Source organism: Limimaricola pyoseonensis (assembly GCF_900102015.1).
GTDB classification, from domain to species: Bacteria; Pseudomonadota; Alphaproteobacteria; order Rhodobacterales; family Rhodobacteraceae; genus Limimaricola; species Limimaricola pyoseonensis.
On sequence record NZ_FNAT01000003.1, the window covers coordinates 386,684 to 410,056 of the forward strand.

Consider the following 23,373-nt stretch of genomic DNA (forward strand, 5'->3'; position numbering starts at 1 on the left):
GGCGGGTTGTTGCGCCGGGGCGCGGCGAAAGCGCGGATTTCGTATCGCGCAGCCGTCTCGAAGAGCCATCGCGCCTTGCCGTCCCGGCGGGGCCTGTCTATCCCTGCCCACAGCCAACTCCGGGAGGGACAGCCCATGACCGACGCCCGTTTCGACAAGACGAAACTTCCCAGCCGCCACGTGACCGAGGGCCCCGAGCGCGCCCCGCACCGGAGCTACTACTACGCCATGGGCATCTCCGAGGAGGAGATCCACCAGCCCTGGGTCGGCGTCGCCACCTGCTGGAACGAGGCCGCGCCCTGCAACATCGCGCTGTCGCGCCAGGCGCAGTCGGTGAAGATGGGCGTGAAGAAGGGCGGCGGCACGCCGCGCGAGTTCACCACCATCACCGTCACCGACGGCATCGCCATGGGCCACGAGGGGATGCGCTCCTCGCTCGCCTCGCGCGACGCCATCGCCGACACGGTCGAGCTGACCATGCGCGGCCATTGCTACGACGCGCTCGTGGGCCTCGCGGGCTGCGACAAGTCGCTGCCGGGGATGATGATGGCGATGGTGCGGCTCAACGTGCCGTCGGTCTTCATCTATGGCGGCTCGATCCTGCCGGGCAAGCTGAACGGCCGCGACGTCGTGGTGCAGGACGTGTTCGAGGCGGTGGGCCAGCACGCGGCGGGCAACATGTCGGACGCGGAACTAGCGATCCTCGAGCGCGTGGCCTGCCCCTCGGCCGGCGCCTGCGGCGGCCAGTACACCGCCAACACCATGGCCTGCGTCTCCGAGGCGATCGGCCTCGCGCTGATGAACTCCTCGGGCGCGCCCGCGCCCTATGAGAGCCGCGACCAGTATGGCGACTTCTCGGGCCAGGCGGTGATGCAGCTGATCGCGAAGAACATCCGCGCCCGCGACATCGTCACCCGCAAGAGCCTCGAGAACGCGGCCCGCGTGGTGGCCTGCACCGGCGGCTCGACCAATGCCGGCCTGCACCTGCCGGCGATCGCGCATGAGGCGGGGATCGATTTCGACCTGCTCGACGTCTGCGAGATCTTCCGCGACACGCCCTATTTCGTGAACCTGCGCCCGGGCGGCGAATACGTCGCCAAGGACCTGCACGAGGCGGGCGGCGTGCCGGTGGTGATGAAGGAGCTGCGCAAGGCCGGGCTGATCCACGAGGACTGCATCACCGCCTCGGGCCGCGCCATCGGCGAGGAGATCGAGCGGATCGAGCGCGAGGCCGACGGCCGGGTGATCCACACCGTCGCCAGCCCGATCACCCCCACCGGCGGCGTGGTCGGCCTCAAGGGCAACCTCGCCCCCGACGGCGCCATCGTGAAGGTCGCGGGCATGAAGGCCGAGGACCAGGTCTTCACCGGCCCGGCGCGGGTCTTCGAGAGCGAGGAGGACGCCTTCGAGGCGGTGCGCCAGCGCCAGTACAAGGAAGGCGAGGTGATCGTCATCCGCAACGAGGGCCCGGCCGGCGGCCCCGGCATGCGCGAGATGCTGGCGACCACCGCCGCGCTTTCGGGCCAGGGCATGGGCAAGAAGGTCGCGCTGATCACCGATGGCCGCTTCTCGGGCGCGACCCGCGGGTTCTGCGTCGGCCATGTCGGCCCCGAGGCCGCGCATGGCGGGCCGATCGCGCTGCTGAAGGATGGCGACATGATCACCATCGACGCGGTGAAGGGCGAGATCTCGGTCGACCTCAGCGAAAGCGAGCTGGCCGAGCGCAAGGACGCCTGGAAGGGCCCGCGCACCAACGACTACACCTCGGGTGCGCTGTGGAAATACGCCCAGCTCGTCGGCTCGGCCCGCAAGGGCGCGGTGACCCATCCGGGCGCGCAGGGCGAGAGCCACATCTACATGGACCAGTGACACGGCCCGGCGGCGTGTTCCGGCGCGCCGCCTCGCGGCGGCCCGAGGGGCCGCCGCTGCCGCACGGGGCCGACTGGCTGTGGCAGGTGCCGCTGGCGGAGGTCGCCGCCGCACGCCCGGCCTCCGGCATGACGCTCGCCCCCGGCCTGCGGCTGTTCTTCGAGGGCGGCGACGCGCCGGAGGTCGCGCCGGGTGACGGCGGCCTCGCCGTCACGCCCGGTGCCGGCCTCGCCTATCTCAGCCTCGCCATCGACCTCGCGCCCGAGGCGCTGCGCGGGCTTTCGCGCGACCATCTGCTGCGGCTCGACCTGTCGGTCCGGGTAACCGCCCCGCGCAGCACGGTGCGGCTGAACCTGCGGCATGGCCCGAATGTCGAGCAGGTCGTCGAAGCGCTGCCCGAGAGCGGCGACGGCGCGGTCGAGTTCGACATGTGGCCGCTGCCCGCCATGGTGCTGCAGGCGGATGCGGGCTGGATCGACCTGATCCTCGAGCGCCCCGCGCCGGGGCCGCTCCTGATCCGCGAGCTGACGCTGTCGCGCCTGCCGCGCGCGCGGTTCTGAGGCTGACGCCGCGTCGCGGATGACGCGCGCGTCACCTGCCGCCATTCTGCGCCCGAACAGGGAGACCCGCATGACCGCCTATCCGACCCTCCTCTCGCCGATCGATCTCGGCCCGCTGTCGCTGCCCAACCGGGTGATGATGGGCTCAATGCATACCGGTCTGGAGGAGACCGGCGACTGGCACCGCGTGTCGGAGTTCTACGCCGCCCGCGCGCGCGGCGGGGCCGGGCTGATCGTCACCGGCGGCATGGCGCCCAACCGCGAAGGCGGGGTCTATCCCGGCGCGGCGGGGCTCTTCACCGAGGACGACATCGCCAACCACGCCCGCGTCACGGCCCGCGTCCACGAGGAGGGCGGGCGGATCGCGATGCAGATCCTGCATGCCGGGCGCTACGCCTATTCCAAGCGCTGCGTCGGCCCTTCGGCGATCCGCGCGCCGATCAGCGCCTTCACCCCGGTCGAGCTGGACGAGGACGGGATCGAGCAGCAGATCGCCGACATCGCCACCGCCGCCGCGCGCGCGGTCGAGGCCGGCTATGACGGCGTCGAGGTGATGGGCTCGGAGGGCTACTTCCTCAACCAGTTCCTCGCGCCGCGCACCAACCGCCGCACCGACCGCTGGGGCGGCAGCCTCGAGAACCGGATGCGGTTGCCGGTCGAGGTGGTGCGCCGGGTGCGCGCCGCGCTCGGCCCGGAAAAGCTGCTGATCTACCGCATCTCGCTTCTCGACCTCGTGCCCGAGGGGCAGGACTGGTCGGAAGTCGTGGCGCTGGCCCGCGCGGTCGCGGCGGCGGGCGCGGACGTGCTGAACACCGGCATCGGCTGGCACGAGGCGCGGGTGCCGACCATCGTGACGAGCGTGCCGCGCGCCGCCTTCGCCGAGCTGACCGCGAAGCTGCGGCCCGAGGTCTCGGTGCCGGTGATCGCCTCGAACCGGATCAACACGCCGGAGATCGGCGAGGCGATCCTCGCGAATGGCGGCGCCGACATGATCTCGATGGCGCGGCCCTTCCTCGCCGATGCCGACTTCGTCTCCAAGGCGGCGAAGGGCGAGGCGGCGCGGATCGCGCCCTGCATTGCCTGCAACCAGGCCTGCCTCGACCACACCTTCCAGGGCAAGCTCACCAGCTGCCTCGTCAACCCGCGCGCCTGCCACGAGACCGAGCTGGTGCTGGCGCCCGCCGAGACACCGCGCCGCCTCGCCGTGGTCGGCGCCGGTCCGGCCGGGCTCTCGGCGGCCCTGGCGGCGGCGGAGCGCGGCCATGCGGTCACGCTTTTCGACAAGGCGGGCCGGATCGGCGGCCAGCTGCACTACGCCGCCGCGATCCCCGGCAAGGAGGAGTTCAGGGGGCTGATCCGCTGGTTCGAGACCGAGCTGGCCGCGAGCGGCATCGAGACCCGTCTGAACGAGACGCCCGACGCGCAGGCGCTGGCGGCCTTCGACGCCGTGATCGTCGCCACCGGGGTCACCCCGCGCGACCCGAACATCCCGGGGCAGGAGGGGCCGAACGTCGTCTCCTATGCCGAGCTGCTCTCGGGCCGCGCCAAGGCCGGGCCGCGCGTCGCGGTGGTCGGCGCGGGCGGCATCGGCTTCGACGTGGCCGAGTTCCTCGTGACCGGCCACAGCACCACCATCGACCTGCCGGCCTGGCGGGCCGAATGGGGCATCACCGACCCTGAGGCCGCGCGCGGCGGGCTGTCGCCCGACGGGCCGCGCCCCGAGGCGCCGGTGCGCAAGGTGACGCTCCTGCAGCGCAAGGCCGAGAAGCTCGGCAAGCGGCTGGGCAAGACCACCGGCTGGGTGCATCGCGCCGGTCTGCAGATGCGCGCGGTCGAGATGCTGGGCGGGGTGAGCTACGAGCGGATCGACGAACATGGCCTGCACGTCGGCACGCCCGAGGGGTCGCGTCTGATCGAGGCCGACACCATCGTGCTCTGCGCCGGGCAGGAAAGCGAGCGCAGCCTGGCCGACGCGCTCCGGGCGCTGGGCGTCGAGACCCACGTGATCGGCGGCGCCGACGTCGCGGCCGAGCTCGACGCCAAGCGCGCGATCGACCAGGGCACGCGTCTCGCCGCCGCGCTCTAGCTGTTTCCGCTGCGGTTCCAGTCCGTATTCAGGCTTCGAATTGTCAGGCAGGCGTCCCAATCGCGCCCGAATCCTTCGTCAGAACGACGGGGCAGACGGAAACGCGGAGAGACGTCATGGATCGCCTGACCGAAATGGAGGCCTTCGCCACGGTGGTGGACCAGGGCGGGTTCACCGACGCGGCGCGCAAGATGGGGATCTCGAAATCCGCCGTCTCCAAGCACGTCTCCTCGCTCGAGGCGCGGCTCGGCGCGCGGCTTCTGAACCGCACCACGCGGCGCGTCAGCCCGACCGAGATCGGGCTGGCCTATTACGACCGCGCCCGGCGGGTGCTGAACGACGCGGGCGAGGCCGACGCGCTGGTGACATCGATGCAGTCGGCGCCATCGGGGCTTTTGCGGATCTCGGTCGCCACGGATTTCGGGGTGAACCACCTCTCGCCGGTGCTGGGAAACTTCCTGCAGGAGTTTCCGGACATCACCGTCAACATGGTGCTCAACAACCGCTACGTGGAGCTGATCTCCGAGGGCTTCGACATGGCGGTGCGGATCGGCGAGCTGGAGGATTCGACGCTGCGCGCCCGCAAGCTGACCGAGACCAGCAAGAAGATGATCGCCGCGCCCTCCTACTTCGCGCGCTACGGCCGGCCCGAGCGGATCGACGACCTGAACGAGCACAAGCTCCTGCACTACTCCAACGCCTCGAACGGCGCGGTCTGGAAGCTCACCTCGCCCTCGGGCGAGAAGCGCCACGTCCGCACCGCCGGCTGGCTCACGGTCAATGACGGGCAGTCGCTGCTCAATGCCTGCATCGGGGGTCTCGGCATCGCCTACCTGCCCTCCTTCCTCTATGCCGACGCGCTGAAGAAGGGGCTGGTCGAGGAAGCGATCCCGAGCCTGCCGGTCGAGACGCAGGGTATCTACGCGGTCTACCCGCCGGGCCGCTTCACCCAGCCCAAGGTCCGCGCCTTCATAGATTTCCTCGTCCAGGCCTTCGCCGAGAAGGGCCCCGACGACTGGTGATCCCCAGCGCACGCTGCCCCGTGCCTGCGCCTCGGCGCGGTCCCCTCGCGGATCGCGCCGCTTTTTCGTCGCGCCACGGCGGGGTGCGACGGATTTGCGCATGGCGCGGCGGATGCGCGCAGGAACCCGCGCAGCGCCGGGACGTTGCCTGACCGACAGCCGACTTGGCAATTGGAAGGAGGCCAGAGATGCCCGAGAATTTCACGTCCGAACTGACGCAGGACACCCGCCAGCAGATGGTGGACCTGCTCAACAAGAACCTTGCCAACATGGTCGCCCTGACGCTGGCGGTGAAGCAGGCGCACTGGAACCTCAAGGGCAAGGGCTTCATCGGCGTGCACGAGCTTCTGGACGACGCCGCCGACCGCCTGCGCGAGGGCGCCGACCTGATGGCCGAGCGCGCGGTGATCCTGGGCGGCTTCGCGCGCGGCACCGTCGAGGTCGCGGCCGAGAAGTCGCAGATGGAGGCCTACCCGGTCGAGCTGTCGGAGATCGGCAAGCACATCGAGGAGCTGAAGGCGCGCTACATGTTCGTCGGCGGCGAGATCCGCAAGGCGATGGACGAGGCCGGCGAGGCTGGCGACGAGGACACCGCCGACCTGTTCACCGAGGTGAGCCGCACCATCGACAAAGACGCGTGGTTCATCGGCGCCAACGGCTGACCGAACGTCGAACCGTCATACGCACGGCCCGCCTCGGCGGGCCGTGCGCGTTTCCGGCTCAGGCAGGCTGGCGCAGCGCGGTGAACAGCGTCTCCTCGTGGGCGAAGCCGCAACGGCGGTAGATCCGTCCCGCCGGGCCGTGGCGGTCGGCCAGGATCACCGGAACCGCCCCGGGCCGCCGGGCTGCCGCCCAGTCGGCGCCGGCGCAGACCAGCGCCGCGCAGATGCCGCGGCGGCGGTGGTTCGCTGCGGTCTCGACCTCCTGGTAGCGGGCGACGTGGTCGTCGGCGAAGATGCCGAGAGCGGCGACCATCCCGGCCCCGTCATGGGCGGCGAGCCAGATGCCGAACCCCGTCGCGATCTGCCGCCGCCGGGTGGCCATGCGGCCCGCCAGAAAGGCGCGGAACTCGGGGCCCTCCATGCCCTCCTCCCGCGCGGTGGCGAGGTGCAAGTCGAACAGCTGCGCCCAGTCCGCCTCGCCCTCGACGGCGCGGATCGCGATGCCCTCGGGCGCCTCCAAACGCTGCAGTTCGCCCCGCAGCGCCAACACATCCGTCTCGCCGATCTCGAAGCCCTGGGCCGCGAGTGCGTCGAGCGCCGCGCCGCGTTCGAGGTCGGGCCGGTCCCAGCCCAGCGTGACGTGCTTCGCCTCGGGGAAGTCGGCGTGATACCGCGCGATCTGCGCCTCGGGGTCGGGCGGGTCGCGGAACACGACCATGTTGCCGAACCAGAAATCCGGCTCGGCCGGGGTACGGATCACCAGCCGGTCGTCATGCGGCTCGATCCGCGCCGCGCCCGACAGCACCAGCGCATCGCTCGCGAATCCCAACGTGCTGAACATGTGGTTTCTCTCCTTGGGACGCGGCCTGAAGCCCGGGCACTTGGCGGATCTCGTCCCAGTGCCCGGGAGGCGTCAAGCGGCCGGCGACGGGGCGCGCGGAGTTTTCGGGTGACCGGGGAACGCCACGCCACCGTCCTCCGGACCGCCAGATTCGTGTCGCAGCCGCCCGCAGCTCTCAATGCCCGATGGCGTTCGCGCCCTCGCAGGCATGGGCCGCGCATTCCATCTCCAGCGTCACGTGGCCGATGCCGAAGCGGTCTGCCAGCGAGCGCTTGATCCGGGCCTTGATGCCGTCGGCCTCGGACCAGCGGCCCTCGGGCACCGCGACATGCGCGTCGAGCGCCGGGGCGTGCTCCTGCATCTGCCACAGGTGGACATGGTGCACCGAGCCGACGCCGTCGATGCCGCGCAGGTGTTCGAGCACCGCATCGGTGTCGAGGCCGGGCGGCGCGCCGAGCATCAGGATGCGGATCACGCCGCCGATCTCCGACAGCGACATCCACAGGATGTAGCCGGCGATGCCGAGCGTCACGACGGGGTCGACCCAGTGCCAGCCGAAGGCCAGCACCGCGAGGCCCGCCACGATCACCGCGACCGAGCCCAGCGCGTCGGCGAGGTTGTGCAGGAAGGCGGCGCGGATGTTGACGCTGTCCTTCGCCATGGCCCATGTCAGCGCCGCGGTGATGAGGTCCACCGCCAGCGCGAGGCCCGCGACCCAGACCATGATCCAGCCCAGCACCGGCTCGGGCGCGAAGAAGCGGGCGACCGCCTCGTAGCCGAGATAGAGCCCGATCAGGATCAGCGTGGTGTAGTTGACCAGCGCCGCCACCACCTCGGCCCGGCCATAGCCGAAGGTCATCGCCGCGTCGGCCGGGCGGCGCGCGATGCGCCGGGCGGCCAGCGCGATCACCAGCGACATCGCGTCCGACAGGTTGTGCAGCGCGTCGGCGATCAGCGCGAGGCTGCCCGAGACGAGGCCGCCCACGATCTGCGCCGCGGTCAGTGCGAGGTTGACCGCGATGGCGCCGCCGACCCGCCGGTCGCCGGCCTCCGGGTGGACGTGGTGGTGATGGCCGTGGTGATGCGAATGACCCATGCGCGCCTCCTGCATTCCAGATGACGCCCGCAGGCCGGCGGGTTCAACCCCCGGCCGTCACCACCGCCTCGACCCGGCGGTTGGCCTCGCGCCCCTCCGGCGTGGCGTTGCCGGCGCGCGGCGCCAGCCAGCCCGCGCCCTCGGCGCGCAGCCGGTCGCGCGCCACGCCGTGGTCGCGCGCCAGAACGTCCAGCACCGCCTGCGCCCGGCGGCGCGACAGCGCCACGTTCGGCTTGAGCGCGCCGGTGAGGTCGGTGTGACCGACCAGCGCCACCCGCCGCTCCGGATCGGCGGCCAGCCAGTCGGCCAGCGCCGCCAGCGCCGGGTGCGGGCCGGGCCCGAGGGTCGAGCGGCCGGGGGCGAAGGCGAGGCCGGGCAGGGCGGCGTGACCGTCGCGTTCGAGCAGGGCGGCGAGGTCGTCCGCCTCGTCCGGCGCCGGCGCGACGGGGGGCGAAGCCGGGGCGGGGGCGGGCGGTGCCGCACCTGCGGGGGTGACGCGGATCGCCTGCAGATGGCCCGCATCCGCGCTGCGGCTGGCGAGCAGCCCGACCGCCTCGGTGCCGTCCTCGGTGTCGCGCCGGGCCGACAGGAAGCGAAAGCGGCCGAGATCGACATGCATGTCGGGCGGCGGCAGCACCTCGGTCCCGTAGCGGAAGTCGTAGCCGCCGCAGGTCTCGGCGGCGCAGTCGAGCAGGATCTCGAAGCCCTCGGCCTCGAGCGCCGCGCGCAGCGGCGCGACGATCTGAGCCGGCGGCCCTGCGCCGGCCAGCCGCCAGGCGCGGGCGGTTATGGTGCCGGTCAGGGTCTCGGCGGGCGGCGGGCCGCCTCGGGCCGGGCCGGTCGGCAGGGCGTAGCTCGCGCCGTCCTCGACCCGTTCGGCGGTGAGCCGCGCGCCCGCGGGCAGCGGCAGGTCGAGCGCCGCCGCCATGGCAGGGCAGAGGGCGAGGAGGGCGGCCAGTGCCCTCACGCCGCGACCCGGTAGTGGTAGCGCGCGAGCTCCGCGTAGCCGAGCCGGGCATAGAGCGCGCGGGCAGGCGCGTTGGCGCGGGTGACGGCGAGGGCGAGATGCGCCGCCCCCTGCGTCCGCGCCCAGCCCGCCGCCATGGCCATGACGGTCCGGCCCGCGCCACGGCGGCGGGCCGGGGCCGCCACTTCCAGTGCGTGCAGCATGGCGACCTCGTCGTGGCAGACGACGAAGGCGCAGGCGTCGGGGCCGCGCAGCACGGCCCTGGGGTGCGGCGTGCGCTGCATCACCGTGATGCGCTCCGGCCCGATGCCGCCATCGGCCCAGATGGCGCGGTCGGTTTCGTCGGGCGGCCAATGGGCGTCGGGCGTCGTCGAGGCGAGGGCATCCAGGGGCGCGGCGAGGATCAGCGTCGGGTCCTTCACCGCGAAGCCGCGCGCGGCCAGCGCCGCGTCGAGCGCGTCCTCGCCGCTTCGGACCATGAAGAGGGGCGCACGCCCTTCGTTGCCCATCTCCGAGATGGCGGCGTCGAGATCGGCGTCGTCGAAGGCATCCTCGACCGTCGCGGCCGAGACCCGGCTGCCGCCGCCCGCGCCGTCGCGTAGCCGGACCGGTCCGCAGCGCCGCGACGCCGCAGGCGGCCATGTCGCCGCGAGCGCCGCGAAGCCGCGCGCCGGGGTCACGCCGCGAACCGCTCCGACAGCTTCACGAGCGCCGCCTCGATCTCGGCGCCGTCGGCGCCGCGGATCACGATGTTGGTGCCGTGCACGCCGTTCTCGCTGAACGGGTAGGAGCCGATGGCGAGCGTGGGGTGCGCACGCGCCAGTTCCGAGAGCGGCTCGGCCACGTCGCCCTCGCCGCGTTCGACCCGCAGGGATTGCGACAGCACCGGCTTGCCGCCGGGAATGCCCGGCAGGAGCCCCGCCAGCATCGCCTGGAAGATGCGCGGCACGCCGGCCATGACGTGGACGTTGCCGATGCTGAAGCCCGGCGCGGCGCTGACCGGGTTGTCGATCAGCACGGCGCCGTCGGGGATGCGCGCCATGCGCAGCCGGGCGGCGTTCAGATCCTGACCCGAACGGTCGTAATGGGCCTGCAGGATGGCGCGGGCGTCGTCGCGCACGCCGATCGGTGCGCCCATCGCCTCGGCCACCGCCTCGGCGGTGATGTCGTCATGGGTGGGGCCGATGCCGCCGGAGGTGAAAAGGTGGTCATGCGCCGCCGAGAGCGCCTTCACCGCCGCGACGATGGCGTCGTGCCGGTCGGAGACCACCCGCGCCTCGACGAGGTCGATGCCACGCAGCGTCAGCTCCTGCGCCAGGTGGTGCATGTTGCTGTCGCGGGTCCGGCCCGAGAGGATCTCGTCCCCGATGACGAGCATGGCGGCGGTCGGGTTGGTCATGGCGCGCTCCGGTCTGCTGCCCCCGAAGGTATAGGGCGGGGCGGGGGGCATTTCCACGCTGTCCGGACGGGCTGCTGGATTCCCGCGCTCCGAGGGCCTATTTCGGAGGGGACAGAAGGAACAGGTGATGACATTGGACGAGCGCGCCGCCGACGAACGCAAGGGTCGACTGACCCGTGACGGTATCCGGATCCACGACCTCGAGGATTTCGCGGGGATGAACCGCGCCGGCCGGCTGGCCGCGCAGATCCTCGACGACATCGCCGAGCATGTCGTGCCGGGCCAGACCACCGGCGAGATCGACCGCATGATCACCGAGATGATCGAGCGCGCCGAGGCCAAGAGCGCGACGATCGGCTACAAGGGCTACGAGCACGCCAGCTGCATCTCGGTGAACCACGTGGTCTGCCACGGCATCCCGGGCGACAAGAAGCTGAAGGACGGCGACATCCTCAATGTCGACGTCACGGTGATCGTCGACGGCTGGTACGGCGACACCAGCCGGATGTACGTGGCCGGCAAGCTCAGCCGCAAGGCCGAGCGGCTGATCCAGGTGACGCATGACGCGCTGATGCGCGGCATCGAGGCGGCCAAGCCCGGCAACACCTTCGGCGACATCGGCCACGCGATCCAGACCTATGTCGAGGAGCGGCGGATGTCGGTGGTGCGCGACTTCTGCGGCCACGGTCTCGGCCGGGTGTTCCACGCGCCGCCCAACGTGCTGCATTACGGCCGCGCCGGCACCGGCCCGGTGCTGGAGGAAGGCATGTTCTTCACGATCGAGCCGATGGTCAATCTCGGCCGCCCCGAGACCAAGGTGCTGGCCGACGACTGGACCGCCGTGACCCGCGACAAGTCGCTCTCGGCGCAGTTCGAGCATTCGATCGGCATCACCGCGCAGGGCTGCGAGATCTTCACGCTGTCGCCCGCCGACCGGTTTCACCCGACCTGGGACATCTGATCAGCCGTCGCGCTCCAGAAGCGTGACATGGGTGTCGCCGTAGCGCCGCGTGTCGAGGGGGGAGAACCCCTCGGGCGCGGGCTGCGGCGCGTTCTCCTCCCAGACCACCAGCGCGCCGGGCGCGACCCAGCCGCCCGCCACGGCCGAGGCCAGCGCGCGGGCGCCGAGCCCCTTGCCGTAGGGCGGGTCGAGAAATACCAGCGTGGCCGGCGCATCGGTCGCGGGCAGGCGGGTGGCGTCGCAGCGCAGATGCGTCACGAGGGTCTCGACCCGCATCTTGGCGATGTTCTCGCGGATCAGCTTGCCTGCCACGCGCCCGTCATCGACCAGCGTCACCCGCGCCGCGCCGCGCGACAGCGCCTCGAGCCCCAGCGCGCCGGTCCCGGCGAAGAGGTCCAGCACGACGGCATCCGAGAGCGGATCGCCGTAGCGGCCGCCCGAAAGCGCGTTGAACAGGCTCTCGCGCACCCGGTCGGCGGTGGGGCGCAGATGCGCGCCCGCGTCGCCCTTGCCGACCGAGGCGAGCGCGAGGCCGCGATGGGTTCCGGCCACGATCCTCACTTCAGGAGCGCCTTCAACTCGACGGACGGGTCGGCCACCTGCGCGGGGTCGGGCGACTTCCCGGCCTCGATCAGCCGCTTGCCGACCATGTAGGCGCGGCTGTCGTTCATCGCGTCGACGGCGATGAGCGTCGCGCCGCGGTAGTACCAGTGCGAGCACTGCTCTGGCGTGGCGCCGGGGCGGACATGCACCGCGTCCCAGCCGGCGTTCAGCCCGGCGATCTGCAGCTTCACGTCGTACTGGTCCGACCAGAACCACGGGCGGGGCCGGTATTCCACGTCGCGGCCCATGATGTTCAGCGCGGCGGCCTCGGCCATGTCGATGGCGTTGCCGACGCTTTCCAGCCGCACCCGCGCGTCGCCCCAGAGCAGCGAGGCGCAGTCGCCCGCGGCCCAGATGCGCTCGTCGGAGGTGCGGCAGTGACGGTCGCAGCGGATGCCGTTCTCGAGCGCGAGGCCCGCGGCCTCCGCGAGCCCGGTCGCGGGCTCGACGCCGACGCCGGCGATGGCGAAGTCCACCGCGATCTCGGTGCCGTCGGTGAGCCGCGCGCCGGTCACGCGGTCCTCGCCCAAGAGCCGCTCCAGCCCGCAGCCTTCGCGGATCTCGACGCCGTGGCGGGCGTGCAGGTCGCGGAAGTAGGCCGAGGTCTCGGGGGCCGCGACCCGGCCCAGGATGCGCTCGGCGGTCTCGACGAGGATCACCTCCAGCCCGCGCTTGCGCGCCACCGCCGCCGCCTCGAGGCCGATATAGCCGCCGCCGACCACCAGCAGGCGGCGGCCCTCGACCATCTCGGGCGAGAGCCGGTCGGCATCGGCGAGGTCGCGCATGGTCAGCACGCCGGGCAGGTCGCCGCCGATCGCCGCCGGCAGGCGGCGCGGATGCGCGCCGGTGCAGAGCGCCAGCGCGTCGTAGTCGAGCGTCTCGCCGTCCTGCAGGGTGACGCGGCGGGCGGCGGGGTCGATCGCCTCGGCCCGTGCGCCGAGCCGCAGCGCGACATCATGCTCGGCGTACCAGCTCTCGGGCCGCAGGAAGAGCCGCTCGCGCGCCATCTCGCCCAGCAGGTAGGCCTTGGAGAGCGGCGGGCGCTGGTAGGGCGGGGCGGTCTCGGCGCCGACGAGCGTGATCCGGCCCTCGAAGCCCTCGCCCCTGAGCTTGGCCACCAGCGCGGCCCCGGCCTGCCCGGCCCCGATCACGACCACATGCGACATCGCGTCCGCTCCTTGCTTCCTTAGACCCGCGGCAACCTATATCGCTGGCCACGGACCGCAATCTCGAAAGGGGAGAGACGGATGACGATCAAGGCTGGCGACAGGCTTCCGGAGGCGACCTTGCTGCGGATGGGGGCGGAAGGGCCGGAACAGGTGGCGCTGGGCGAACTCGCCAAGGGCCGCAAGGTGGTGATCTTCGGCCTGCCCGGCGCCTATACCGGCACCTGCTCGACCGCGCATGTGCCGAGCTTCGTGCGCAACATGGACGCGCTGAAGGAAAAGGGCGTCGCGGAGGTGATCTGCGTCTCCGTGAACGACCCCTTCGTGCTCAAGGCCTGGGGCCAGGACACCGGCGCCACGGCGGCCGGGATCACCATGCTGGGCGACGCCGATTGCGACTTCACCGCCGCCATCGGCATGGCGTTCACCAACAAGGAGCGCGGCTTCATCCGCCGCTCCAAGCGCTACGCGCTGATGGCCGAGGATGGCGAGGTGCGGGTGTTCCAGCAGGAGGAGCATCCCGGCCTGTGCGACCTCTCGGGCGGCGAGAGCATGGTCGAGGCGATCTGAGTCCTGCCACTTCACTCTTCAAATACTCGGCCCGACGGCATGGGCCGGGTGCCGCGCGGGGGCCTTCGGGCCCCCGTTTTGCTTCAACTCTCCGCCAGCTTGTCCATCTTCGAGGCGAGCCTGGCGTCGAGATCGGTCAGCCCGCCCGCGTCATGGGTGGTGAGCGTGACGGTCACGGTCTTGTAGACGTTCGACCATTCGGGATGGTGGTTCAGCTTCTCGGCCCAGAGGGCTGCGCGGGTCATGAAGCCGAAGGCTTCGACGAAATTCGCGAAGCCGTAGGTCTTGGTCACCGCGTCGCGATCCTCGGCCGTCTCCCAACCGGCGGCCTTCAGCGTGGCGCGGCCCGCTTCGTCGAGTGGCTGGCTCATTCCTGGTCCTCCATCTGCGTGCGCCGGAACGGCCCGTAGCCGGTCAGCACCTCGATCTCCTCGTCCACCGCCGCGCGCTCGGCCTCGAGGTAGCGCGCCACGGCGTCGCGAAAGCCCGGATCGGCGATCCAGTGCAGCGAATGCGTGGCCACCGGCAGGTAGCCGCGCGCCAGCTTGTGCTCGCCCTGCGCGCCGGCCTCGACCCGGGTCAGGCCATGCGCCAGCGCCCAGTCGATGGCGCGATAGTAGCACAGCTCGAAATGCAAAAAGGGGTGATGCTCGAGCGCGCCCCAGTATCGGCCGTAGAGCGTGTCGCGCCCGATCAGGTTCAGCGCGCCGGCGACCGGGCGGTCATCGTCGGAGGCGAGGATCAGCAGCATGTCGTCGCGCAGCGTCTCGTGCGCGATCTCGAAGAACTCGCGGGTCAGGTAGGGCGTGCCCCATTTGCGCGCGCCGGTGTCCTGGTAGAAGGCCCAGACCGCGTCCCAGTGATGCGGCTGCAACTCGTCGCCGGTCAGGAAGGCGACGTCGAGCCCGGAGGCCGCCGCGCCCTGCCGCTCGCGGCGGATGGTCTTGCGCTTGCGCGAGGACAGCGCCGCAAGGAAGCCGTCGAAATCGCCGTAGCCCTGGTCGAGCCAGTGGTATTGCTGGCCGGTGCGGCGCATCAGCCCCATCCGCTCGCCCGCCACGGCCTCGGCCTCCGAGCAGAAGGTCGCGTGCAGCGACGACAGCTGGTTCTGCGCCGCGACCTGCACCGCGCCCTGCACCAGCGCCGAGAGCCCCTCGACCTCGTGGCCCGGTTTCGTGAGAAAGCGCCGCCCGGCCACCGGGGTGAAGGGCACCGCGACCTGCAGCTTGGGGTAATAGTCGCCGCCCGCGCGCATGTAGGCGTCGGCCCAGGCGTGGTCGAAGACGTATTCGCCCTGGCTGTGGCCCTTGGCGTAGAGCGGCGCGCAGGCGATCAGCTCGCCGCCCCGGCGGGCGGTGAGGTAGCGCGGCTGCCAGCCGGTACCCGGCCCGACCGAGCCGCTGTCTTCCAGCGCCGCGAGGAAGCGATGCGTGGTGAAGGGGTCGCGCGGGCGGCCGCCATCGCCCGCCTCGGGGCAGGCGCAGCCGTCCCAGTCGGCGGCCGCGATGTCGCGCAGGCTGGCATGGGCGGTGATCTCGATCAGATCGCCGTCCGGGTCGGTGTCTGTCTGGCTCATGCGCGCCAAACTGGCATCTGGGCCGCCCCGGTCAAGATGCCGGGGGGCGCGGCAGATAGCCCTCGAAGGTCACGTTGTCGGCAGTGGCGCGGGCGGCGGCCTCGGTTTCGGGGTCGCGCACGGTCCAGCACAGCAGCGCGGCGCCCTGCGCCTTCAGCTCGGCCAGCCGCGGCCGGTCGAGGTCGCGCACGTCGTGGCTGACGAAGCTCGCGCCGAGATTCTCGTAGTCGGGGATCTCGCGCAGCCGGTCGGCGAGGCGGGGCGGCAGCTCGGGCCACTCCTCGGGCGCGAAATCGCAGGTGGTCAGACCGCGCGGCAGATCGGGCGCGAGGCGGGCCATCTCGGCCACGGCATGCGGGTTGAAGGACATCACCGCGACCGGGCCTGAATAGCCTTCGAGGTCGCGCGCCACCGCCGCCTCGACCGCGCCGACATTGGGGCCGAGCGCGTCGTCGTGATCCTTGATCTCGATCAGCAGCGGCACCCGCCCGGCCACGAGGTCGAGCACCTCGCGCAGGGTGGGGATGGTGTCGGCGCTGCCGATCAGGGAGATCGTGCGCAGCGCCGCGGCCTCGCGGGCGACCAGCGGGCCCGAGAGCCCGGTCAGCCGCTCCAGATCGGCGTCGTGGAACACCATCGCCGCACCGTCCGAGGAGCTGCGCACGTCGATCTCGATGCCGTAGCCCGCCTCGACGGCGGCGCGCACCGCCGAGAGCGAGTTCTCGGGCCGGCCCGCGCCGTGGAAGGCGCGATGCGCGATCGGGTGCTGCAGGAAGGCCTCGGGCAGGGCGGGGGCGGGGCGGCTCATGCGAGCGCGAAGACCGCCTCGATCTCGACCGCGACGCCCAAAGGCAGCGCGGCCACGCCGACGGCGGAGCGGGCGTGGCGGCCCTTTTCGCCCATCAGCTCGACCATCAGGTCGGAGGCGCCGTTGATCACCTTGGGCTGCTCGGTGAAGTCGGGCGTCGTGGCGACGAAGCCGGTCAGCTTCACCAGCCGCGCCACGCGGTCGAAATCGCCGCCGAGCGCGGATTTCGCCTGGGCGAGGATCGACAGCGCGCAGGCCTGGGCGGCCTTCGCGCCCGCTTCGGTGGTCATGCCGTCGCCGAGCCGGCCGGTGATCAGCCCGTCCGGGCCGGCGGCGATCTGGCCCGAGACGTAGAGCAGGCCGCCCTCGATCACGAAGGGCTCGTAATTGGCCGCCGGCTTCGGCGCGTCGGGCAGCGACAGGCCCTTTTCCGCCAGTTTCGATTCGATCATCCGCGTCAGCTCGCCCATCCGTCTCTCCTCCTGCGAAGGGTTCGCGCGCACGCTAGACCGGCGCGGCCGGAGGGGCAATCGGCGGGGCGCATGCCGGACGCTCCGGGGGGCATCAGCCCTCCCGGAACGCCTTGGCGAAGTAGTCGGCCAGCGGCTTGACCAGATAGGCCAGCGGCGTGCGCTCGCCGGTGCGGATGAAGGCCTCGACCGGCATGCCGGGGATCAGCGTCATGTCCTCGGGCAGGCGCTCGGCCTCGTTCTCGGCCAGCCGGATCTCGGCCCGGTAGTAGGAGACCGGGCTGCCCTCCTCCTGGAAGGCGTCGGCCGAGATCTGCACCACCTCGCCGGTCAACTCGGGCGTGCGGCGCTGGTCGAAGGCGGGCAGGCGCAGCACCACCTCCTGGCCGACGAAGAGCTGGTCGATGTCGGTCGGCAGAACCTGCGAGGAGATCACCAGCGGCCGGTCCTGCGGGACGATGTACATCACCGGTTCCGCGGCGCGGATCACCGATCGCGGGGTGAAGACCTCGAGGCCGTAGACCACGCCGCCCACCGGCGCACGGATGTCGAGTCGGTCGAGCTGCGTGAGCAGCTGGCGGCGGCGGTTGCTGAGCTCGATCTCGTTGAACTGCAGGTCGCGCAGCTGGCTGATCGCCTCCTGCCGGCGGGTCGAGGCCAGACGCAGGATCTCGATCTCGAGCTCGGAGACGCGGCCGCGCGCCTGCGCGACACTGGCCTTCAGCTCGCCGACCCGGCCGAGCAGGTTGGCCTGCTCGCGCTGCAGCCCGATCACCCGCGTCGCCTGCGCCAGCCCGCGGTCGAGCAGCGATTTCTGGTCGGCCAGCTCTTCCTCGACCAGCTCGAGCTGGCGGTCGGTGGCCTCCTGCTGGGCCTCGATGCCGACGATCTGGTCCTCGATCTGCTCGCGCTGGCGGGCGAGCTGCTCGGCCTGCTGGGCCTCGCTCTCGCGCCGCGCCTCGTTCAGCCGGCGCTGGCCTTCCATCAGCTCGGGCGCGACCGGGTTCTCGGTCTCGCGCAGCAGCTGGTCGAACTGCAGCTCATCGGCGTCGTCGCGCTCGGCCTCGAGCCGGGCGCGGCGCGCCAGCACCTCGAGCAGCTGGCCCTCGACCACGGCAAGCTCGGAGCGCAGCGTCTCGGAATCGAGCCGGATCAGCAGCTCGCCCGCCTCGACCTCGTCGCCCTCGTCGACGAGGATCTCCTCGACCACGCCGCCATCAGGGTGCTGGACCACCTGCCGGTTCTGGTCGACCTCGATCCGGCCCGAGGCGACCACGGCGCCCGAGATCTGGCTGAGCGCGGCCCAACTGCCGAAGCCGCCCAGCAGCACGACGAGCGCGAGGAAGCCGGCGATCAGCGGGCCGGCGGCGGACCATGCGGATTGGACGGGGCCCTTCACGACACACCCCCGCCATGGCCGGCCGAGGCCGCGATCTCGCGGTGGTTCTGGACGATTTCGCGCAACACTTCCTCCTTGGGGCCGAAGGCGCGGCGGCCGCCGTTCTCGATCATCAGGATCAGGTCGCATTCCTGGATCGCCGCCGGGCGGTGGGCCATGATCAGCACGCATTTGCCGCGCGCCTTGGCATCGCGGATCGCCGCGTTGAGCGCGGCGTTGCCGTCATTGTCGAGGTTGGAGTTCGGCTCGTCGAGCACCAGCACCTGCGGGTCGCCGTAAAGCGCGCGGGCGAGGCCGATGCGTTGGATCTGGCCGCCCGAGAGGCGGCCGCCCTTCGAGGAGACCTGCGTGTCGTAGCCGTCGGGCAGCTTGAGGATCATCTCGTGCGCGGCCGCCGCACGGGCGGCGCGCACCACCTCGGCGTCGTCGGGCTCGAGCGACATCCGGGCGATGTTCTCCTTGATGGTGCCGTCGAACAGGGTGATCTGCTGCGGCAGGTAGCCGATATAGGAGCCGAGCACGTCGGGGTCGTACTGGTCGAGGCTGGCGCCATCGAGGCGGATCTTGCCGGCGGCGGGGCGCCACAACCCGATCAGCGCCCGCGCTAGGGTCGACTTGCCGGCGCCCGAGGGGCCGATCACACCGACTGCCTGGCCCGGCTCGACCCGGAAGCTGACCATGCGCAGCGCCGCCTGGCTTTCGCCCGGGGGCAGCACGGTGACCTGCTCGCAGGCCAGTCGCGCCGCCGGCCGGGGCAGGTTGGTGCGCGGCGCGTCGGGCGGCACCTCGCCCAGAAGCTCGGACAGCTTGCCCCAGCCCTCGCGGGCGCGCTGGAACAGCGGCCACTGGTTGACGATCATCTCGATCGGCGCCAGCGCCCGGCCGAGCAGGATCGAGCCGGCGATCATCGCGCCGGCGGTCATCTCGCCCTGCAGCACCAGATAGGCGCCGAGGCCGAGCATCGCCGATTGCAGCAGCAGTCGGAACGCCTTGATGACCGAGCTGAAGCCGCCGGTGGTGTCGGTCGCGCCGATCGAGCTTTCGAGCGAGCGGCGGCGCGCGGTGTTCCAGCGGCCGAAGGCGGCGCCACGCATCCCCAGCGCCTGGATCATCTCGGCATCGCCGCGGATCTGGCCGCCGAGCTGCTCGGAGCGGAAGCTGGCCGAGTTGCTGTCCTCGAGCAGGCGGCGCGACATCATCTGGTTCGACAGTGCCAGCGCGACGAGGATCGCGGCGCCGCCCAGGCCGAGCAGGCCGAGCCAGGGGTGGAACAGGAAGATGCCGAAGAAGAAGACCGGCGCGAAGGGCAGGTCGAAGCTGGCCATCAGCGCCGGGGAGGCGAGCAGCTTCTGCACCGATTCGAGGTCGCGCTGGGCGGTGGCGGCCTCGGCGCGGGCGCGGCCGCCCGAGCTGGCGCGCAGCGCCGCCGAGAAGACGCGCTCGTCGAGCGCGGCCTGGAAACGGGCCGCGACGCGGCTCATCACCCGGCCGCGCACGAGGTCCAGAAGGCCCATCATCGCGTAGAGGAAGACCACCAGCACCGTCAGCGCCACCAGCGTCGCCACCGAGCGCGATCCGAGCACCCGGTCGTAGACGTTGAGCATGTAGAGCGGGCCGGTCAGCATCAGCAGGTTGACGATCAGGCTGAAGATGCCGACCGCCCAGAACAGCCCGGCATTGCGGTTGCGGGCGGCCCGCAACTCGGCGGCGCCGGTCGTGGCCGCGTCGCGTTTCATGATATCCTAGCCTCCGCTCGCTGGGATCGGCCCGGCCGGGCCTCGGGTGGGATGAGAATGACCCGCGCTCAATATCCCAGCCGGGTCACGGGGTGTAGCAAAAATGACGCATCGTCGGCAAAGGACAGCCGGTGCTCTGGCCATCCGCGCCGCCGCCAGTCTGGACCCTGCGGCGAAGAATCCTAACTTTTTCTGCATGACCATGCAGATCTGCGATATTTTGCGCGGGCTGTGCCTTGCCGGCCTCGCGGCCGGAACGGCCGCCGCCTCGCCCTATGACGGCCTCTACCGGCCCGGTTCCGGCTCGGATTGCGGCCGTGTCGGCGAGGAGGGCGGGGTTCTCAGGATCGAGGACGACCTGTTCGAGGGAATCGGCAGCCAGTGCCGCATGACCCGCCCCGTCGACGTGGTCGACATGGAGGCGACGCTCTACACGATGCGCTGCGAGGCGGGCGACATGCAGTGGAGCGAGCGGGCGATGCTGATGCGCGCCGCCGATGGCGAGGGGCTGATCATGCTGTGGGACGGCTACGCCTTCCGCTACGCGCCCTGTCCGCCGCCCGGCAGCGTCGCCGCCGCGGCGGCGCAGGCGCCGCGCGTCGTGCTGCCGCTGGTGGTGCTGCCGGGAACCGAGCAGCCGCTGGTGATCGCGCCCGCCGGGGACGGGCCCGCCACGCCGGCCGCCGGCGGCGCGGCGGGCAGCGAGGCCGAGCTCGACCCCGGAGAGGAGGCCGGCTAGCTCAGTTGCCGCCGCCCAGGATGTTGCTCAGCACGTCGAGCAGGTGCTGCTCGGTCTCGTTCTGCTGCACCGGCGCGCTCAGGTCGCCCGAGGAGACGGTCTGCGGCGGCATGTCCGGCTGCGGCGGCTCGGGCCGGCGCATCGGCAGCGGCTTGGGCGCCTCCCCGGCCAGCACCCGCGCCATGGCCTCGCGCCAGATCGTCGCCGGCAGGCCGCCGCCGGTGACGCCGGTGAGCGGGCGGTTGTCGTCGTAGCCCATCCAGACGCCGGCCACGTAGTCGCCGGCGAAGCCCACGAACCAGGCGTCGCGCGCGCCCTGTGTGGTGCCGGTCTTGCCGGCCACCTCCCAGCCGTCGATCTGCGCCCGGCCGCCTGTGCCCGCGGCCACGACGCGGCTCATCATGTAGACCAGCTCCTGCGCGGCCTGCTGGCCGATCACCCGCTCGCCGATGCCGCCGCCGGTGCCCATCAGCGGCGTGTCGTCGCCCTTCAGGCGCAGTTCCACCAGGCCGTAGGGCTCGACCGATGACCCGCCGTTGAGGATGCCGGCATAGGCGCCGGTCATCTCCAGCAGCGTGCTTTCCGACACGCCCAGCGCCAGCGCCGGCCCGGCGGCGAGGTCGCTGTCGATGCCGAACATCGAGGCCACGGTGCGGACGTTCTCGCGCCCGACCTGCTCGGAGACCCGCACCGCGGGGATGTTGCGGCTCTGGGCCAGCGCCTCTGTCAGCGTGACCATGCCGGCATATTGCCGGTCGTAGTTCTCGGGCGACCACGGCCCCGATCCGGGGATCGAGATGGTCAGCGGGCTGTCCTCGACCAGGTCGTAGGGCCGCATGCCGAGATCGAGCGCGGCGGCGTAGATGAAGGGCTTGAAGGCCGAGCCGGTCTGGCGCAGCGCCTGGGTGGCGCGGTTGAAGGCGCCGGCGGCCTCGATGTTGCGGCCGCCGACCATGGCGCGCACCGCGCCGTCGGCGCCCATCACCACGATCGCCGCCTGCGCCTCTGAGCCGGGGCTCACGCGCTCCTCGAACACCCGCACCAGCGCCTCCTCGGCCGCGGCCTGCACCCGCTGGTCGAGCGTGGTGCGGATCACCACGTCCTCGGTGGTGTCGCGGGTGAAGAATTCGGGCCCGGTGTCCATCACCCAGTCGGCGAAGTAGCCGCCGGTGCGCTGGTCGGCCCCGTCGGCGAGCCCGGCCGGGTTGGCGCGGGCCTGCGCGGCCTCGTCCGCGGTCAGGTAGCCCTGCTGCTCCATCAGCCCGACGATCACGTTGGCGCGGTTCTGGCTGCGCGAGAGGTTGTTGGTCGGCGCGTAGGTGGTGGGCGCCTTCAGAAGACCGGCCAGCATCGCCGCCTCGGCCGGGCCGACCGTGCCGGCCGGCTTGGCGAAGTAGCGCTGCGACGCGGCCTCGAAGCCGCGGGTGCCGGCGCCGAGATAGGCGCGGTTGAGGTAGATCGTCAGGATCTCCTCCTTGGTGTAGCGCGCCTCCATCGCCATCGCGTAGACCGCCTCCTGCACCTTGCGCCACAGCGTGGTGCGCCGGCAGTCGGCCTCGTATTCGGCCTCGTTCTTCCAGACCTCCGGGTCGAAGGGCCGGCCGAGGCACAGAAGCTTCGCGGTCTGCTGGGTGATGGTCGAGCCGCCGTTGCCCGACAGCGGCCCGCGGCCTTCGGAGAGGTTGATGCGGATGGCGCTGGCGATGCCCTGCGGGTCGACGCCCGGATGCCACCAGAAGCGGCGGTCCTCGGTGGCGATCACCGCGTCGCGCAGATCCTCGGAGACGGTCTGGGCGGTGACCATGCCGCCGAACTGGTCGCCGCGCGTGGCGAATGTCCGGCCCTCGCGGTCCAAGAGCGTGACCGAGCCGCGGGCGCGGCCGTCGACCAGATCGGTGACGGGCGGCAGCTGCGCGGCGTAGTAGGCGACGCCGAGGCCGATGACGATGCCGAGCGCGAGGCCGGCGCGCCACGACACGCCCCAGATGATCCGCAGCACCAGCCGCATGAGGCCCGAGACCAGCGCCGCGAGCCAGCCCAGCGGCCCGCGCGGCTGCCGCCGCGGCGTCCGGGTCCGGCGCGCCTTGCGGGCGGGCTTCGCCGCGCGCGGGGTCTTGCCGCCGCCGCCGCTCCTGCCGCCCGCGGTGCCGTTCGCCTGCCCGGCCGGCTTGCCATAGCGCCGGTCCGCGGTCAGGGGCGGCCTCCTGCCGTTGCTCGCGCTCATCGTCCTGCCACTCGTTCCCTTGTTGATTGGCCGGACCATAGCCGCATCGCGGCGGAATGTTGAGGTGAGGGGAATCCCGGTCTCGGCTTTTTTATGCCGCCCAAGATTCGGGCGGTCGGGCCGTTTTGCGCGGAAATTGTGCAATCGGCCCGGATTCGGGGGCGGTCGCGATGCCGGATTCGTTGCCGCCAAGGCAATCTCTGCCTCTTCCTGCAGCAGTCGCGGCCCGCCCGGGGCCGCAGCCGAACCGAGGCCACAGGGGATTCGACGTGAAACTCATCATCGCAGCGATCAAGCCGTTCAAGCTCGAGGAGGTGCGCGAGGCGCTCACCGCCCAGGGCGTGCGCGGCATGATGGTGACCGAGATCAAGGGCTTCGGCTCGCAGTCCGGTCATACCGAGATCTACCGCGGCGCCGAATACGCCGTGAACTTCGTGCCCAAGGTCAAGCTCGAGGTCGCCGTGCCCGACGCGCTGGTCGAGCCGGTGGTCGCGGCGATCACCGAGACCGCCCGCACGGGCAAGATCGGCGACGGCAAGATCTTCGTGCTCGACATGGACAGCGCGCTGCGGGTGCGCACCGGCGAGACCGGCGACGACGCGCTCTGAAGCGACAAGGA

23 protein-coding genes are annotated in these 23,373 nt (G+C 71.8%); 9 read left to right on the forward strand and 14 right to left on the reverse strand.

From position 1 onward, the window contains the following. Positions 1-135: 135 nt before the first annotated feature. The 5 genes from ilvD (at position 136) to dps (ending at position 6,199) form a co-directional block, all read left to right on the forward strand. On the forward strand, positions 136-1,869 hold the full coding sequence (ilvD, locus tag BLT43_RS09440; protein ID WP_090112219.1) for a dihydroxy-acid dehydratase: 1,734 nt from the start codon (positions 136-138) through the stop codon (positions 1,867-1,869). Next, positions 1,866-2,429 (forward strand): DUF6478 family protein, encoded by a 564-nt coding sequence (locus BLT43_RS09445; protein ID WP_131802637.1) that lies wholly within the window; start codon positions 1,866-1,868, stop codon positions 2,427-2,429. Before ilvD ends, BLT43_RS09445 begins: the two co-directional genes overlap by 4 nt. A 70-nt stretch (positions 2,430-2,499) precedes the next feature. After that, entirely contained in the window at positions 2,500-4,515 is a 2,016-nt protein-coding gene (locus BLT43_RS09450; protein WP_090112223.1) for an NADPH-dependent 2,4-dienoyl-CoA reductase, read from the forward strand. 116 nt (positions 4,516-4,631) lie between these two features. Then, entirely contained in the window at positions 4,632-5,537 is a 906-nt protein-coding gene (locus BLT43_RS09455) for a LysR family transcriptional regulator (protein ID WP_090112225.1), read from the forward strand. 188 nt (positions 5,538-5,725) lie between these two features. Continuing rightward, positions 5,726-6,199, forward strand: coding sequence for a DNA starvation/stationary phase protection protein Dps (gene dps, locus BLT43_RS09460; protein ID WP_090112227.1), 474 nt, complete (start codon positions 5,726-5,728; stop codon positions 6,197-6,199). 58 nt (positions 6,200-6,257) lie between these two features. Here dps and BLT43_RS09465 read toward each other — a convergent pair whose 3' ends face one another. The 5 genes from BLT43_RS09465 to BLT43_RS09485 form a co-directional block, all read right to left on the reverse strand. Further along, on the reverse strand, positions 6,258-7,040 hold the full coding sequence (locus tag BLT43_RS09465) for a GNAT family N-acetyltransferase (RefSeq protein ID WP_090112229.1): 783 nt from the start codon (positions 7,038-7,040) through the stop codon (positions 6,258-6,260). A gap of 175 nt (positions 7,041-7,215) precedes the next feature. Beyond that, positions 7,216-8,136, reverse strand: a complete 921-nt coding sequence (locus BLT43_RS09470; protein WP_165612579.1) for a cation diffusion facilitator family transporter — start codon at positions 8,134-8,136, stop codon at positions 7,216-7,218. A 43-nt stretch (positions 8,137-8,179) separates the two neighbouring features. Then, positions 8,180-9,103 (reverse strand): OmpA family protein, encoded by a 924-nt coding sequence (locus BLT43_RS09475; RefSeq protein WP_242652259.1) that lies wholly within the window; start codon positions 9,101-9,103, stop codon positions 8,180-8,182. Then, positions 9,100-9,783: a GNAT family N-acetyltransferase gene (locus tag BLT43_RS09480; protein WP_090112235.1), complete on the reverse strand. Its 684-nt coding sequence runs from the start codon at positions 9,781-9,783 to the stop codon at positions 9,100-9,102. Before BLT43_RS09480 ends, BLT43_RS09475 begins: the two co-directional genes overlap by 4 nt. Then, on the reverse strand, positions 9,780-10,502 hold the full coding sequence (locus BLT43_RS09485) for a competence/damage-inducible protein A (RefSeq protein ID WP_090112237.1): 723 nt from the start codon (positions 10,500-10,502) through the stop codon (positions 9,780-9,782). The genes BLT43_RS09480 and BLT43_RS09485 overlap by 4 nt, the downstream gene beginning before the upstream one ends. 127 nt (positions 10,503-10,629) lie before the next feature. On the opposite strand from BLT43_RS09485, the gene map reads away from it, so the two are divergent. Then, on the forward strand, positions 10,630-11,463 hold the full coding sequence (map, locus tag BLT43_RS09490; protein ID WP_090112239.1) for a type I methionyl aminopeptidase: 834 nt from the start codon (positions 10,630-10,632) through the stop codon (positions 11,461-11,463). On the opposite strand, the gene rsmD is transcribed toward map, so the two are convergent. Both rsmD and BLT43_RS09500 read right to left on the reverse strand, forming a co-directional pair. Then, a complete protein-coding gene (gene rsmD, locus BLT43_RS09495) occupies positions 11,464-12,024 on the reverse strand; it encodes a 16S rRNA (guanine(966)-N(2))-methyltransferase RsmD (protein WP_090112241.1) in 561 nt (186 codons plus the stop codon). Next, positions 12,021-13,232 carry an NAD(P)/FAD-dependent oxidoreductase gene (locus tag BLT43_RS09500; protein ID WP_090112243.1) on the reverse strand — a complete coding sequence of 404 codons (1,212 nt, stop codon included), beginning with the start codon at positions 13,230-13,232 and terminating at the stop codon, positions 12,021-12,023. Before BLT43_RS09500 ends, rsmD begins: the two co-directional genes overlap by 4 nt. Positions 13,233-13,313: 81 nt before the next feature. Between BLT43_RS09500 and BLT43_RS09505 the strand changes: the two genes are divergently transcribed. Continuing rightward, entirely contained in the window at positions 13,314-13,802 is a 489-nt protein-coding gene (locus tag BLT43_RS09505) for a peroxiredoxin (RefSeq protein WP_090112245.1), read from the forward strand. Between the two features lie 83 nt (positions 13,803-13,885). On the opposite strand, the gene BLT43_RS09510 is transcribed toward BLT43_RS09505, so the two are convergent. The 6 genes from BLT43_RS09510 to BLT43_RS09535 all read right to left on the reverse strand — a co-directional run bounded on the left by BLT43_RS09510 (position 13,886) and on the right by BLT43_RS09535 (position 19,791). Continuing rightward, the gene (locus tag BLT43_RS09510; protein ID WP_090112247.1) at positions 13,886-14,173 is read right to left on the reverse strand and encodes a 4a-hydroxytetrahydrobiopterin dehydratase; all 288 of its coding nucleotides are present in this window, start codon (positions 14,171-14,173) and stop codon (positions 13,886-13,888) included. Further along, on the reverse strand, positions 14,170-15,378 hold the full coding sequence (locus tag BLT43_RS09515; RefSeq protein WP_090112376.1) for a GNAT family N-acetyltransferase: 1,209 nt from the start codon (positions 15,376-15,378) through the stop codon (positions 14,170-14,172). Before BLT43_RS09515 ends, BLT43_RS09510 begins: the two co-directional genes overlap by 4 nt. Before the next feature lie 31 nt (positions 15,379-15,409). After that, positions 15,410-16,186 carry a glycerophosphodiester phosphodiesterase family protein gene (locus BLT43_RS09520; protein ID WP_090112249.1) on the reverse strand — a complete coding sequence of 259 codons (777 nt, stop codon included), beginning with the start codon at positions 16,184-16,186 and terminating at the stop codon, positions 15,410-15,412. After that, positions 16,183-16,656: a RidA family protein gene (locus BLT43_RS09525; RefSeq protein WP_090112251.1), complete on the reverse strand. Its 474-nt coding sequence runs from the start codon at positions 16,654-16,656 to the stop codon at positions 16,183-16,185. The genes BLT43_RS09520 and BLT43_RS09525 overlap by 4 nt, the downstream gene beginning before the upstream one ends. Before the next feature lie 94 nt (positions 16,657-16,750). After that, complete coding sequence (locus BLT43_RS09530) at positions 16,751-18,055, reverse strand: HlyD family type I secretion periplasmic adaptor subunit (protein ID WP_090112253.1); 1,305 nt, start codon at positions 18,053-18,055, stop codon at positions 16,751-16,753. Continuing rightward, complete coding sequence (locus BLT43_RS09535; RefSeq protein WP_090112255.1) at positions 18,052-19,791, reverse strand: type I secretion system permease/ATPase; 1,740 nt, start codon at positions 19,789-19,791, stop codon at positions 18,052-18,054. Before BLT43_RS09535 ends, BLT43_RS09530 begins: the two co-directional genes overlap by 4 nt. Before the next feature lie 196 nt (positions 19,792-19,987). Between BLT43_RS09535 and BLT43_RS09540 the strand changes: the two genes are divergently transcribed. Beyond that, complete coding sequence (locus BLT43_RS09540) at positions 19,988-20,530, forward strand: hypothetical protein (RefSeq protein ID WP_207497483.1); 543 nt, start codon at positions 19,988-19,990, stop codon at positions 20,528-20,530. A gap of 1 nt (position 20,531) precedes the next feature. On the opposite strand, the gene BLT43_RS09545 is transcribed toward BLT43_RS09540, so the two are convergent. Beyond that, the gene (locus BLT43_RS09545) at positions 20,532-22,754 is read right to left on the reverse strand and encodes a transglycosylase domain-containing protein (RefSeq protein ID WP_090112257.1); all 2,223 of its coding nucleotides are present in this window, start codon (positions 22,752-22,754) and stop codon (positions 20,532-20,534) included. Positions 22,755-23,023: 269 nt separating this feature from the next. Here BLT43_RS09545 and BLT43_RS09550 point away from each other — a divergent pair, with 269 nt between their 5' ends. Continuing rightward, positions 23,024-23,362 (forward strand): P-II family nitrogen regulator, encoded by a 339-nt coding sequence (locus BLT43_RS09550; RefSeq protein WP_090112259.1) that lies wholly within the window; start codon positions 23,024-23,026, stop codon positions 23,360-23,362. The last annotated feature ends 11 nt before the right edge of the window (positions 23,363-23,373 follow it).

Coding starts and splice junctions, on each gene's coding strand:
- BLT43_RS09540 (WP_207497483.1), top strand. CDS start 19,988: ATGACCATGCAGATCTGCGATATTTTGCGCGGGCTGTGCCTTGCCGGC.
- BLT43_RS09525 (WP_090112251.1), bottom strand. CDS start 16,656: ATGGGCGAGCTGACGCGGATGATCGAATCGAAACTGGCGGAAAAGGGC.
- BLT43_RS09545 (WP_090112257.1), bottom strand. CDS start 22,754: ATGAGCGCGAGCAACGGCAGGAGGCCGCCCCTGACCGCGGACCGGCGC.
- map (WP_090112239.1), top strand. CDS start 10,630: ATGACATTGGACGAGCGCGCCGCCGACGAACGCAAGGGTCGACTGACC.
- BLT43_RS09500 (WP_090112243.1), bottom strand. CDS start 13,232: ATGTCGCATGTGGTCGTGATCGGGGCCGGGCAGGCCGGGGCCGCGCTG.
- BLT43_RS09455 (WP_090112225.1), top strand. CDS start 4,632: ATGGATCGCCTGACCGAAATGGAGGCCTTCGCCACGGTGGTGGACCAG.
- BLT43_RS09465 (WP_090112229.1), bottom strand. CDS start 7,040: ATGTTCAGCACGTTGGGATTCGCGAGCGATGCGCTGGTGCTGTCGGGC.
- BLT43_RS09450 (WP_090112223.1), top strand. CDS start 2,500: ATGACCGCCTATCCGACCCTCCTCTCGCCGATCGATCTCGGCCCGCTG.
- dps (WP_090112227.1), top strand. CDS start 5,726: ATGCCCGAGAATTTCACGTCCGAACTGACGCAGGACACCCGCCAGCAG.
- BLT43_RS09510 (WP_090112247.1), bottom strand. CDS start 14,173: ATGAGCCAGCCACTCGACGAAGCGGGCCGCGCCACGCTGAAGGCCGCC.
- BLT43_RS09520 (WP_090112249.1), bottom strand. CDS start 16,186: ATGAGCCGCCCCGCCCCCGCCCTGCCCGAGGCCTTCCTGCAGCACCCG.
- BLT43_RS09505 (WP_090112245.1), top strand. CDS start 13,314: ATGACGATCAAGGCTGGCGACAGGCTTCCGGAGGCGACCTTGCTGCGG.
- BLT43_RS09535 (WP_090112255.1), bottom strand. CDS start 19,791: ATGAAACGCGACGCGGCCACGACCGGCGCCGCCGAGTTGCGGGCCGCC.
- BLT43_RS09485 (WP_090112237.1), bottom strand. CDS start 10,502: ATGACCAACCCGACCGCCGCCATGCTCGTCATCGGGGACGAGATCCTC.
- BLT43_RS09470 (WP_165612579.1), bottom strand. CDS start 8,136: ATGGGTCATTCGCATCACCACGGCCATCACCACCACGTCCACCCGGAG.
- BLT43_RS09515 (WP_090112376.1), bottom strand. CDS start 15,378: ATGAGCCAGACAGACACCGACCCGGACGGCGATCTGATCGAGATCACC.
- ilvD (WP_090112219.1), top strand. CDS start 136: ATGACCGACGCCCGTTTCGACAAGACGAAACTTCCCAGCCGCCACGTG.